At 70.9% G+C, this 12,010-nt stretch carries 13 protein-coding genes; 4 read left to right on the top strand and 9 right to left on the bottom strand.

The genetic code is table 11. The features are described from left to right. Positions 1-53: 53 nt before the first annotated feature. The 4 genes from E1202_RS15405 to E1202_RS15390 all read right to left on the bottom strand — a co-directional run bounded on the left by E1202_RS15405 (position 54) and on the right by E1202_RS15390 (position 3,850). Positions 54-1,052 (bottom strand): TIGR03842 family LLM class F420-dependent oxidoreductase, encoded by a 999-nt coding sequence (locus tag E1202_RS15405; RefSeq protein WP_132683812.1) that lies wholly within the window; start codon positions 1,050-1,052, stop codon positions 54-56. An 11-nt stretch (positions 1,053-1,063) separates the two neighbouring features. Beyond that, on the bottom strand, positions 1,064-2,458 hold the full coding sequence (hydA, locus tag E1202_RS15400) for a dihydropyrimidinase (RefSeq protein WP_132683811.1): 1,395 nt from the start codon (positions 2,456-2,458) through the stop codon (positions 1,064-1,066). 11 nt (positions 2,459-2,469) lie between these two features. Continuing rightward, a complete protein-coding gene (locus tag E1202_RS15395) occupies positions 2,470-3,312 on the bottom strand; it encodes a nitrilase-related carbon-nitrogen hydrolase (RefSeq protein ID WP_132683810.1) in 843 nt (280 codons plus the stop codon). Between the two features lie 133 nt (positions 3,313-3,445). Continuing rightward, the gene (locus E1202_RS15390; protein WP_132683809.1) at positions 3,446-3,850 is read right to left on the bottom strand and encodes a DUF5313 family protein; all 405 of its coding nucleotides are present in this window, start codon (positions 3,848-3,850) and stop codon (positions 3,446-3,448) included. Between the two features lie 215 nt (positions 3,851-4,065). Between E1202_RS15390 and E1202_RS31455 the strand changes: the two genes are divergently transcribed. Then, positions 4,066-4,224, top strand: coding sequence for a hypothetical protein (locus E1202_RS31455; RefSeq protein ID WP_165943868.1), 159 nt, complete (start codon positions 4,066-4,068; stop codon positions 4,222-4,224). A gap of 45 nt (positions 4,225-4,269) precedes the next feature. Here E1202_RS31455 and E1202_RS32195 read toward each other — a convergent pair whose 3' ends face one another. Together E1202_RS32195 and E1202_RS32190 are read right to left on the bottom strand one after the other, a co-directional pair. Next, complete coding sequence (locus tag E1202_RS32195) at positions 4,270-5,436, bottom strand: fumarylacetoacetate hydrolase family protein (protein ID WP_132683808.1); 1,167 nt, start codon at positions 5,434-5,436, stop codon at positions 4,270-4,272. Positions 5,437-5,798: 362 nt separating this feature from the next. Further along, positions 5,799-6,320: a hypothetical protein gene (locus E1202_RS32190; RefSeq protein WP_132683807.1), complete on the bottom strand. Its 522-nt coding sequence runs from the start codon at positions 6,318-6,320 to the stop codon at positions 5,799-5,801. Positions 6,321-6,354: 34 nt separating this feature from the next. Here E1202_RS32190 and E1202_RS15375 point away from each other — a divergent pair, with 34 nt between their 5' ends. Continuing rightward, the gene (locus tag E1202_RS15375; RefSeq protein ID WP_132683806.1) at positions 6,355-7,155 is read left to right on the top strand and encodes an SDR family oxidoreductase; all 801 of its coding nucleotides are present in this window, start codon (positions 6,355-6,357) and stop codon (positions 7,153-7,155) included. A 5-nt stretch (positions 7,156-7,160) separates the two neighbouring features. Here E1202_RS15375 and E1202_RS15370 read toward each other — a convergent pair whose 3' ends face one another. Both E1202_RS15370 and E1202_RS15365 read right to left on the bottom strand, forming a co-directional pair. Beyond that, positions 7,161-8,165: an NADP-dependent oxidoreductase gene (locus E1202_RS15370; RefSeq protein ID WP_132683805.1), complete on the bottom strand. Its 1,005-nt coding sequence runs from the start codon at positions 8,163-8,165 to the stop codon at positions 7,161-7,163. A gap of 72 nt (positions 8,166-8,237) precedes the next feature. Beyond that, the gene (locus E1202_RS15365; RefSeq protein ID WP_132683804.1) at positions 8,238-9,230 is read right to left on the bottom strand and encodes a pirin family protein; all 993 of its coding nucleotides are present in this window, start codon (positions 9,228-9,230) and stop codon (positions 8,238-8,240) included. Positions 9,231-9,305: 75 nt separating this feature from the next. On the opposite strand from E1202_RS15365, the gene E1202_RS15360 reads away from it, so the two are divergent. Both E1202_RS15360 and E1202_RS15355 read left to right on the top strand, forming a co-directional pair. Then, positions 9,306-9,617, top strand: a complete 312-nt coding sequence (locus E1202_RS15360) for a GNAT family N-acetyltransferase (RefSeq protein WP_132683803.1) — start codon at positions 9,306-9,308, stop codon at positions 9,615-9,617. An 84-nt stretch (positions 9,618-9,701) separates the two neighbouring features. Then, on the top strand, positions 9,702-10,685 hold the full coding sequence (locus E1202_RS15355) for an aldo/keto reductase (RefSeq protein WP_235878400.1): 984 nt from the start codon (positions 9,702-9,704) through the stop codon (positions 10,683-10,685). Between the two features lie 98 nt (positions 10,686-10,783). Here the strand turns inward: E1202_RS15355 and E1202_RS15350 are convergent, their stop codons facing one another. After that, entirely contained in the window at positions 10,784-11,893 is a 1,110-nt protein-coding gene (locus E1202_RS15350) for a VIT1/CCC1 transporter family protein (RefSeq protein WP_132683802.1), read from the bottom strand. Positions 11,894-12,010: the final 117 nt, after the last annotated feature.

The raw sequence follows: 12,010 nt of genomic DNA, 5'->3' as shown, positions 1-12,010 counted from the left end.
TACAAACCGGACCCGTGTGACTGCCGCCGCAGCCGGGCAACCCGCGGATCAGGTCAGCCGAGGACTGGGATGATCTTCTCGCCGTAGGCGCGCACGGTGTCGTCGATCGCGTCGTGCATGGCGTAGACGGCGAACTGGTCCACGCCGATCTCGCGGAGTTCGGCGAGCCGGTCCACGTGCGCGGAGGCAGGCCCGAGCAGGCAGAACCGGTCGACGATCTCGTCGGGAACGAACTCGGTGCTCCGGTTGCCCGCGCGGCCGTGGTGCGAGTAGTCGTAGCCGCCGCGGTTCTTGACGTAGTCGGTGAGGGCGGCCGGCACGGCATCACCGGCGTCGCCGTAGCGGGCGACGAGGTCGGCGACGTGGTTGCCGACCATGCCGCCGAACCACCGGCACTGCTCGCGCGCGTGCGCGAGGTCGTCACCGACGTAGGCCGGAGCCGCCACGCACACCGTGACCTCCCCCGGGTCTCGTCCGGCCCGCTCCGCCGAGTCGCGGACGTGCTCGACCATCCACCGAGTGAGGTACGGGTCGGCGAGTTGCAGGATGAACCCGTCGGCCTGGCGCCCGGCCAGCTCCAGGGCCTTCGGCCCGTAGGCGCCCATCCACACCGGCAGCCACCCGTCGCGGACCCACGGAAGCCGGACCGGCGTGTCGTTCAGCGACGCCTCGCGGCCTTCGGCGAGGTCCTTGATCACCTCCATCGCCTTGCCGAGAGTGGCCAGGGTGGTGGGTTTTCCGCCGGTGACGCGCACCGCGGAGTCGCCGCGGCCGATGCCGCAGACGGTGCGCGGCCCGAACATGTCGTTGAGGGTGGCGAACAGCGAGGCGGTCACCGTCCAGTCCCGGGTGCTGGGGTTGGTCACCATCGTGCCGACGCGCAACCGCCGGGTGGCGGCGAGTATCCGGCTGTAGATGACGAACGGCTCCTGCCACAGCACGCAGGAGTCGAACGTCCAGCCGTGGGTGAACCCCAGTTCCTCCGCCTGCCGCATGCGGTCGACCAGCAACGATGCGGGAGGATCGGTCTGCAGCACGAGTCCGAAGTCCATGGCCGCGCTCCTCAGCTCAGGTATCCGCAGGATTCACGGCGCAGGAAGCGGCCCCTGCCGGGCCGGCCGCGGTACTCGCCGTCGTGCACGATGACCTCGCCCCGGGACAGCACCGTGCGCACCCGGCCGGTGACCCGCCTGCCCTCGTAGGCGTTGTAGTCCACGTTCATGTGGTGGGTCTCGGCCGAGAGCACCTGTTCGGCACCGGGGTCGTAGACGACGATGTCGGCGTCGGCCCCCGGGGCGATGGTTCCCTTGCGCGGGTGCAGCCCGAACATCCGAGCCGGGGCGGTGCTGGCCAGTTCGACCCACCGGCGGCGGCTGATCCGGCCCGCGACCACGGCGTCGTGCAGCAGGTCGAGGCGGTTCTCCACCCCCGGGATGCCGTTGGGGATCTTGGAGAAGTCGTCGCGCCCGAGCTCCTTCTGGTCGGTGAAGCAGAACGGGCAGTGATCCGTGGAGACCACCGACAGGTCGTCGGTGCGCAGCGCCCGCCACAGCGACGCCTGGTGGTCGGCCGGGCGCAGCGGCGTGGAGCAGACGTACTTGGCGCCTTCGAATCCGGGTGCGGCGAGTTCGTCGACGGTCAGGAACAGGTACTGCGGGCAGGTCTCGCCGAAGACGGGCAAACCCTCGTGGCGGGCCCTGGTGATCTCGGCGACCGCCTCGGTGGCCGACACGTGCACCACGTACAGCGGGGAACCGGCCACTGTGGACAGCTGGATGGCGCGGTGCGTGGCCTCGGCCTCCAGCAGCGGGTGGCGGACGCGGCCGTGGTACTTCGGATCGGTGTGGCCGGCGTCGAGCGCCTGGCGGACCAGGACGTCGATGGCGATGCCGTTCTCGGCGTGCATCATGATCAGCGCGCCGTTGTCGCCCGCCTGCTGCATGGCGCGCAGGATCTGCCCGTCGTCGCTGTAGAACACGCCCGGGTAGGCCATGAACATCTTGAAGCTGGTGATGCCCTCGTCCACCAGCGCGTCCATCTCCTTGAGCACGCCGTCGCCGACGTCGGAGAGGATGCCGTGGAAGCCGTAGTCGATGGCGCAGTGGTCGTCGGCCTTGGCGTGCCAGGCCTCCACGCCTTCGCGCAGCGTGCGGCCGACGGGCTGGATGGCGAAGTCGATGATGGTGGTCGTGCCGCCCCACGCCGCGGCGCGGGTGCCGGTTTCGAAGGTGTCGGCGGCGAAGGTGCCGCCGAAGGGCATCTCCATGTGCGTGTGGGCGTCCACGCCGCCGGGGATGACGTAGTGGCCGGTGGCGTCGAGCACCGCGTCGGCCGTCCAGTCCTGGGCCACGCCTGGCGTGGCGATGGCGGCGATCGTGTCGTCCTCGACCAGGACGTCGGCTTCGATCTCCTCGGTCGCGGTGATCACCAGGCCACCGCGGATGACGGTTCTGCTCATCGCGGGCTCCCTCAGGGCTGGGTCAGCGGGCCGTAGGCGTCGGGGCGGCGGTCGCGGTAGAAGGCCCACTTGCGGCGGACCTCCTCGACGAGGTTCAGGTCGAGGTCGCGGACCAGGAGTTCTTCGTCGGTGTCGCTGGCGGGGTCGCCGACGAACTGGCCGTAGGGGTCGACGAAGTAGCTGGTGCCGTAGAAGTCGTTGTCGCCGTACTCCTCGACGCCGACGCGGTTGATGGCGGCGACGAAGTACTCGTTGGCCACGGCCGCGGCCGGTTGTTCGAGCTTCCACAGGTAGGAGGACAGGCCGCGGCTGGTGGCCGACGGGTTGTAGACGATCTGGGCGCCCGCCAGGCCCAGCGCTCGCCAGCCCTCCGGGAAGTGCCGGTCGTAGCAGATGTAGACCCCGACGCGTCCGACCGCGGTGTCGAAGACCGGCCAGCCGAGGTTGCCGGGCCGGAAGTAGAACTTCTCCCAGAACCCGGGCAGGTGCGGCAGGTGGTGCTTGCGGTACTTGCCGAGATAGGTGCCGTCCGCGTCGATCACCGCCGCGGTGTTGTAGCGGAAGCCGGGCCCGTCGACCTCGAAGACCGGAACGACGACGACCATCGACAGCTCGCGGGCGAGCGCGCACATGCGCTGCACGGTCGGGCCGTCGGGCACCGCCTCCGCCCAGCGGTGGTGCTCGTCCTCCTGGACCTGGCAGAAGTAGGGGGCGTTGAACACTTCCTGGAAGCCGATGATCCGCGCGCCCTGCGCGGCTGCGGCTCTGGCGTGCTGCTCGTGCGCGTCGACCATGCTCGCGGTGTCACCGGTCCACTTGGCCTGCACGAGTGCTGCGCGAACGACGTTGGGCATCGACGAGGCCCCTCCCGCTCGGACTTCCCGCCGGATCTCGGGCGGATGAACCGAACGTAGGCCCACAGGTGAGCACCCGCAATGACCGCGCGATCACGCAAAGTGACGAATTGTTGCCACGGGGGAAGCCGGGTCACTCCCACCAGGGGCGGTAGCCGACCCCGTGCTTGTTGGCGCGGTCGACGTCGCGGCGCATGGTGCGGGTGTCGCGGGCGACGCCGGGCGGGAAGCCGTGCTTGATGGCGCGGTGCTCACCGGTCTCGCCCATGTAGCAGACCGAGTAGAACAGCCCGACCAGCAGGCCGAGGGCCAGCGAGCTCAACCGGATCCACATCGGACCGGGCAGCAGCATCAGCACGGCGCAGAACGGGGCGAGCTGGGTCAGGGCGCGGGCGAGGTGCCGCAACGCCCAGGTGCGGCAGGTGACGTCGTGCAGCACCCACTCGGCGCACCGGTCCGGCAGCTTGCCGCCGAAGGCGTACCAGACCCATTGCGCCGGGTTGGGTCGTGATGACGGCGCGGGCGGGGTGGTCGCCATGGCTCCAGGTTAGTCCTCGTCGCAGTGCTTCGGGACCGTCCGTTCGGCCCTCGGCGCCGATCCTATGCACCCGCTGCCGGACGGCATGACGCCACCACCGACAGCGATCTGCGTCACATTCGGGTGATTTGACGCCACGCTGGCGGGTGAAGCGCGTCCCAAGGGTAACGAGGGATTGCGGGAGCTCGATACCGCAATCGGAAAGGGGAGGAAAAGTGTTCGTCGTCGTCGTGGCAATGCTGCTGGTTCTGGTTCTGGGTTTCGTGATGTTCACCGACGCGCTGGAGGGCACCGGGTCGATGAGCACCCGGCGGGGGCTCCGCGACGTGGCCGCTCAGGTGAAGCGCAGCGCGCGCCTGTCCGACCACAACTGAGCGAAGACCACCGGCCCCTCGCGGGCCGGTGGCGTTTCCAGGGGGTCAGAGCAGTCCGCGGTGGGCCAGGTTGGCGAGCAGGGAGCGCACGCCGAAGGTCCACTGCGGACACCGCTCGCTGCGGTTGACCCGGTTGGCGAGGGTGCCGAGCTTCGGGGTGGAAATCCGCACCACATCGCCGACCTGGTGGGTGAAGCCCTTGCCCGGCGCTCCCCGGTCCTCGGTGGGTGCGAAGAGGGTTCCGGTGTAGAGGATCAGCCCGTCCGGGTACTGGTGGTGCGGTCCCAGCGCGGACGCGGCCAGCTCCTCGGGGTCCCGGCTGATCTCGCGCATGGAGCTGTGCCCGTCGAGGACGAACCCGTCCGCGCCCCGCACTTCCAGCCGCACGTCCAGGTTCCGCACGTCGTGCAGGCCGAACCCGTCGTCGAACAGGCGCAGGAACGGCCCCAGCGATGCCGAGGCGTTGTTGTCCTTGGCCTTGGGCAGCAGCAGCGCGCTGCGGCCCTCGACGTCGCGCAGGTTGACGTCGTTGCCCAGCGTCGCGGCCACGATCCGGCCGTCGCTGCGGAGGGCCAGCGCCACCTCGGGTTCCGGGTTGTTCCAGTCCGAGCCCTCCGCGATGCCGATCTCCGCGCCCGCGCCCACGGCCGCCAGCAGCGGTGCCTTGGTGAAGATCTCCGGGTCAGGGCCGAGCCCGACCTCCAAGTACTGCGACCAGAGTCCGTCGCGCACCAGCACTTCCTTGACCGCGCGGGCCTCCTCCGAGCCCGGCCGGATCGCGGCGAGGGTGCCGCCGATCGCGGACTCGACCTGCTCGCGGATCTCCGCCGAGCGCGTCACGTCGCCCGCGGCGCGTTCCTCGATGACGCGCTCCAGCATGCTCTTGACGAAGGTGACCCCGGCCCCCTTGAGCACCTGCAGGTCCGCCGGCGCCAGCAACCTCGGCCCCGGCCCGCCGTCGACCGTCGCGGCGAGCACGTCCGCCAGCGGCCAGCTCTTGCGCGGTGCGGCGCCGCGGGCGAGCTCGACGGGATCGCGGTGCTCCAGCAGATCGGTCAGCGTCGGGACGGTGTCGGTGAGGTCGACCAGCTGGTCGCCGCGCACGGCGACCACGGACGGGCCGGACTCCTGCGGGTCGTGCACGCGGCCGACCAGGGTGGCCGCGTCGCGATCGGTGGGCAGCACGTCACTGACGTCGTCGAGCAGCTTCACGTCGCACCTCTCGTTCGGCTCGACGGCAACATAGCGCCCCGAACACCGCGCGCCGCGCTGCTTTCCGAGTGCCCGCCATCCGGTCGAGAGGGCGTCTCGTCCCGCGTCCGGGAGGAATCGGGGCGGTGCTGGCGAACGGGCGCGATCGTGACGTAAGGTGCGATCGACTCTCACTCGTTCGGGTGAGGGTCGTTGGGCGGAACGGATCAACCGGCAGTGGGGTGAGTGGCAGTGGGCAGGTCGTCGTTGGCGCGATCCGGGCGAGGACGCCACCGGCGTGGCGCCGCGTGGCGGTACACCGCACCGGTGCTCGGGTACACGACCGCGGCGGTGCTCGCCGTCATCGCCGCCACCAGCGCGCACTACTCGCAGACGCGCGCGGACGAGGTGGCGATGCCCGATCCGGCCAACGCCGCGCGAGCCCAGGCATCCGCACCGTCCCGGCCGTACTTGCCGCAGCTGATGACGCCCGAGGCGAACCCCGGCACTCCCCCGGTCGTCCCGATCGTGCCGCCGCCGGCACCGACCGCACCGGCGATGGCAGGACCGAAGCCCGCCGCGCCGACCTCGGAGTCTTCCGAGGAGACCACCGCGCGCAGCTCCGCGCCGTCGACCACGACCGAATCGACGAGCACCCCGTCGGCGACCGCCGAGCCGACGCCGACCTCGGAGCCGACGCCCACCTCCGAACCCACTCGGACCTCGGAGCCGACCGAAACCTCCGAGCCGACCCGGCCTTCCGAGCCGAGCCAGACCACGGAGCCGACCCAGCCCAGCACGACGCCCGAGCCGAAGCCGGGTCTGCTGCCGCTGGTCGGGGGCGTGGTCGACGGCCTCACCGGTCCGCTGCTGGGGAGCTGACGCCGCTCGCGGAGGCCGCGCACCAGTGGGATCGTCGATCCCGGGAGGTGCCGGCCCATGGAAACGGTCGCGATCACCGGTGGCACCGGTCATCTGGGACGTCAACTGGTTCGCCTGCTCAAGCCGACGCACAAGGTCCGGGTGCTCACCCGGCACCCGGGCACGGACGCCGATGTCGAATGGGTGCCCGGGGATCTGGCCGTCGGCACGGGCATCGAGGAGCTCGTCGCCGGGGCGAGCACCGTGGTGCACGCGGCGACCTGGTCACCGGGCGCGCAGCGCGGATACCTGCTGCCGGTGGACTTCTGGCGCAGCCCACCGGACGTCGACGTCGACGGCACCTCGCGGCTGATCGAAGCCGCCGCGGCCGCGGGCGTCGGCCACCTCGTCTACGTCTCGATCGTCGGCATCGACCGACCGGCGCTGCCCTACCTGCGGCTCAAGCACACCGCCGAGGAGCTGATCAGCGTCTCCGACGTGCCGTGGTCGATCGCGCGCGCCACCCAGTTCCACTGGCTGCTGGACCGGATGTTCGGTCGCGCCGCGCGGCTCCCCGTCATCCCGCTGCCCGGCGAGCTGCGCACGCAGCCGGTCGACGAGCGCGATTTCGCCGATTACCTCGCGGGATGCGTGACCGAGGGCCCCGCGGGGCGGCGTCCGGACTTCGGCGGTCCCGAGGTCCTCACGCTGAAGCAAGCGCTGACGGCCTGGCAGCAGGCGCGCGGGACGAAGCCGCGCGTGCTCAACGTTCCCGCGCCCAAGCGCCTGCGGCGCATCGCGTCGGACTGGACGTGCCCGAACGACCGGCACGGCCGGACCACCTGGGCGGAGTGGCTGCGCAACCACCCCGCCCAGTGAGCTGATCAGGCGATCTTCACCAGCATCTTGCCGGTGTTGTCACCGCGCATCAGGCCCAGGAACGCGTCGGGAGCGTTGCGCAGGCCCTCCACGACCGTCTCGCGGTAGCTGATCTTGCCCTCGGCCAGCCAGCCGCCGACCTCGCTGACGAACGCGTCCTTGAGGTGGGCGTGATCCCCGACGATGAAGCCGCGCAGCTTCAGGCGCTTCTGCACGATCATCATCATGTTGCGCGGGCCGGGCTGCGGGGTCTCGTTGTTGTACTGCGAGATCATCCCGCACTCGGCGGCCCGGCCGAAGTCGTTGAACGCCGAGATCGCGGCCTCGAGGTGCTCACCGCCGACGTTGTCGAAGTACACGTCGATGCCCTCGGGCGCGGCTTCCTTGAGCTGCTTGCGGACGGGTCCGTCGTGGTAGTCGAACGCCGCGTCGAAGCCGACCTCGTCGAGCAGGTACTTGACCTTCTCCGGGGAACCGGCGCTGCCGATGACCTTCTTCGCACCGCGCAGCTTGGCGATCTGCCCGGCCAGCGAACCCACCGCGCCCGCCGCACCGGAGACGAACACGACGTCGCCCTCCTTCTGCTCGGCCACCTCGACCAGACCCGCGTAGGCGGTCATGCCCGGCATGCCGAGCACGTAGAGGTAAGCGCTCGGCGGCGCGACGTTCGCGTCGACCTTGGTGGCGTGCTTGACGGGCACGACGGCGTAGTCGCGCCAGCCCAGCATGTGCAGCACGAGGTCGCCGGTCTCGTAGCCCTCGGCGTTGCTGCTCACGACCTCGCCGACGGCACCGCCCTGGAGGGCCTCGCCGACTTCGAAGGGCGGCACGTAGGACTTGCCCTCGTTCATCCGGCCCCGCATGTACGGGTCGACGCTCATGACCAGGTTGCGGACCAGCACTTCCCCGTCACCCGGCTGCGGAGCCTCCACCTCGACGAAGTCGAAGTTGTCCATCGTCGGCAACCCCTGCGGACGGGACGCGAGGCGGATCTCCAGGCCCTTGCTCATTCAACTGCTCCTTTCATCAGAACACTTTCCCGGAACTCTACGCGGTGGCACGGGCCGGTCGCCGGGGGACGATCAAGGTCGATCTCGGACGCGGCCGCGCGCCCGCAGCGCCACGTTCGGCAGCTCCGGCGCCGCCAGAGCGGGTGCGGCGTATCCGTGCACGACACCGAAACGTCCCCGCTCGTCGGGGCTTTCGCGGCCTCGTTCCCACTCCGCCCTGGCCTCGGCGACCTCGTCGTGGGTGCGGCCGACGAAGTTCCACCACATGACGATCTCCTCCTCGAACGGCGCACCGCCGAGCAACATCGCCCGCCCGGGTCCCTCTGTCCCGATCGTCACGTCACCGCCGCCCCGCCCCACGTAGAGCATGTCGCCGGTGGCCACCTCGCGGCCGTCGACCACCAGGTCCGACAGGGCCAGCACCGCGTGCTCGAAGTCCTGCTCGACCGGGATGCGCAGGGTCGCACCGGGGTTGATGGTCAGCTCCGCGCCGACCAGCGGGGTGTAGGCCTTGGCCGGCGAGGTAGCGCCGAGCAGCGAGCCCATCAGCACCATCACCGACCCCTCCGGGCTGGTGATCACCGGCAGGTCGCCGTGGTGCTCGAAGTGCGGGTACACGCCCCGCTCGTCGGCGGGCAGCGCGACCCACAGCTGCACGCCGTGCAGGATCGCCGAGTGATCCGCCGGGGACTCCTCGGAGTGCGAGATGCCCCGGCCGGCGGTCATCAGGTTCAGCTGACCCGGCTCGACGAGCTGGGTGTTGCCCAAGCTGTCGCGGTGCAGGACCTGCCCGTCGAGCAGCCAGCTGACGGTCTGCAGGCCGGTGTGCGGGTGCGGCGGGACCTGCATCCCGGCCTGACCCGTGATGTCCGCCGGGCCGTAGAAGTCGGCGAAGCACCAGGCCCCGACCATCCGGCGGTCGCGGTTGGGCAGCGTCCGGCCGACCAGCATCGCGCGCGGACCGCCGAGCGGGACCTCGCGCGGTCGCAGCAGTTCGGGTTCCGGAGCAGCGGTGGCCACGCCTCCGCAGCGCAACTCATCGGGTTCGTTCTCGACATTGCTCACGTCCTCAGCCTCCTCCAGCGGGCACCAGCATGCACAATCATTGTTGAACCATCATCCAATGACGGGAGAGCAGTGGTGAGCACCGAGCCCGAGATCAAGGACAACCCCGACGCCGGCCGGTTCGAGATCCGCGTCGACGGGGAGCTGGCGGGCTTCGCCGAGTACAAGCTCAAGACCGGGCAGATCTCGTTCACCCACACCGAGATCGACGACGGCTTCAGCGGTCAGGGCCTGGCGAGCAAGCTGGTGCGCGCCGCGCTGGACGAGGTCCGGGGCCGCGAGCTGAACGTGCTGCCGTTCTGCCCGTACGTGCGCGGCTGGATCGCCAAGCACCCCGACTACCTCGACCTGGTTCCCGCCGAGCGCCGCGCCGGCTTCGAGCTGTGACACCACGTCCCAGGTTGTGAGCTCCGCTAACTACCAGGGCTAGGCCGGCGAGCACCACCACCTACGCGAATCAGGAGTCGATCCGTGTCCGACACTCCCCCACGTCGCCGACTCGGCCGCAACGGTCCCGAGGTCAGCGCCATCGGCTACGGCGCGATGGGCCTGTCCGGCGTCTACGGCACCGCCGACGACGCCGAATCGGCGAAGCTGCTCAACGAGCTGCTCGACCTCGGCGTGAACTTCCTCGACACCGCCGACGTCTACGGCGACGGCCACAACGAGCAGCTCATCAGCGGACTGCTGGCCGACCGCCGCGACGAAGTCGTGCTGGCCACCAAGTTCGGCGCCAACAAGGAGACCGGCGGAGGCAAGCCCGAGTACGTCCGGCAGGCCGTGGACGCCAGCCTGTCGCGGCTGGGCACCGACCACATCGACCTCTACTACCTGCACCGGCTCGACCGCACCACGCCCATCGAGGACACCGTCGGCGCGATGGCCGAGCTCGTCGCCGAGGGCAAGATCGGCCACATCGGGCTCTCGGAGATCAGCGCAGCGACGTTGCGCCGCGCGCACCAGGTGCACCCGATCACCGCGGTGCAGCAGGAGTACTCGCTGTTCACCCGCGACCCGGAGGCCGAGCTGCTGCCGGCGACCCGCGAGCTGGGCGTGAGCCTGGTGGCCTACTCCCCGCTGGGACGCGGGGTGCTCACCGGTTCGTTCACCAGCGCCTCCGACGTGGAGAACCTGGAGGTCCGCAAGAAGCGCTACCCGCGGTTCCAGGAGGAGAGCCTGCAGCGCAACATCGAGCTGACCCGGCCGCTGCGCGAGCACGCGGACCGCCTCGGGATCACCCCGGCGCAGCTGGCGCTGGCGTGGCTGCTGGCCCAGGGCGACGACCTCCTGCCGATCCCGGGCAGCCGCCGCATCGGGCGCGTGGAGGCCAACGTCCAAGCCGCCCACGTCGACCTCAGCCCCGAGCTCGTCGCGGAGCTGTCCGAGCAGTTCCCGCCCGGCACCGCCGCAGGCGAGCGCTACCACCCGGACGCGATGTCCCGCCTGGACCGCTGAGCACCCCGGTCGTGGTCGACGGGCTCACCGGTCCGTCGACCACGACGTCGCGGCCTCGCGACCCCGCACCGACACCACCGTCGGCCCGCGCACGACGGTCAGCCGATGGTGGCTCCGAAGAGGACGCCGAGGAGGTAGGTGACGGCTGCGGCTCCCAGGCCGATGGCCAGTTGCCGGAGGGCTCGGGGCAGCGGGGCGGCTCCGGAGAGGACGCCGACCGTGGCACCGGTGAGCATCAGCGCGAGCCCCACCAGCACGACCGAGGCCACGGTCGCCACCACTCCGATCAGGCCCACGGCGAAGGGCAGGACCGGGATCAGCGCACCGGAGGCGAAGAACGCGAAGCTCGACACCGCGGCCTTCGCACCCGAGCCGACCACCTCGTGGTCTTCGGAGGCCTCCCCGCCCCGGCCGTTCTCGGGGGCGGCCTCGTACTCCTGGTGGGCGTGCGGCAACGTCGACTGCAACTGCCGCAGCAGGGCGTCGGCGCGGCGCTGCGCCTCGGCCTCGTCCATGCCCCTGGCCCGGTAGACCAGGGCGAGCTCGTTGGCGTCGACGTCGAGGTGCGGGACGACCGCGCGGGCCTGCGGGTCCGGGGTGGCCGCGGCGAGGAGTTCGCGCTGGGAGCGGACCGAGATGTACTCACCGGCACCCATCGACAGGGCTCCGGCCAGCAGGCCCGCGAACCCGGTCAGCAGCACGACCTCGGAGGACAGGTTCCCGCCGATCACGCCCAGGACCAGGGCGAGGTTGCTGACCAGACCGTCGTTGGCGCCGAAGACCGCCGCGCGGAACGACCCCGACACCCGGGCGCGGCCGCGCGCCGCCAGGGCGCGCACGACCTCCTCGTGGATGCGCTCGTCGGCCGCCATCGAAGCGGGCACGTCCTGGTCGTAGTGGTACGGCGAGCGGCTCTCGGCGCGCTGGGCCAGGGCGAGGACGAACACCGAGCCGAAGCGGCGCGCCAGGGCGACGAGGACGCGCATCCGGAACTGCCCGCGCCGCTGCGGGCCGATCTCATCGCCGAGCAGGTCCTCCCAGTAGCGGGCGTGGCGCTCCTCGGCCTCGGCGAGACCGAGGAGGATCTCCCGCTCCTCGCCGCTGCGGCGAGCGGCCAGGCTCCGGTAGACGCGAGCCTCCTCGCGCTCGTCGGCGAGCCGGCGCCGCCAGCGTCGGATCGAACGGCCGTCACTGATCTTGTCCTGCACGCGTGCAGCCTCCCAGCGCCGACACGCGGCTACCACTCGACTCGCCGCTCACCCGTTCCAGGGACGAGCCGCGAAGCCCACGCGTGGTTGAAACTTCTACGGCATAGTCGGTGGTGT

This window comes from Saccharopolyspora karakumensis (assembly GCF_004349225.1).
GTDB classification, from domain to species: Bacteria; Actinomycetota; Actinomycetes; order Mycobacteriales; family Pseudonocardiaceae; genus Saccharopolyspora; species Saccharopolyspora endophytica.
The sequence above is the reverse complement of the archived record's forward strand: the minus strand, read 5'-3'. Positions and strand labels throughout refer to the sequence as shown.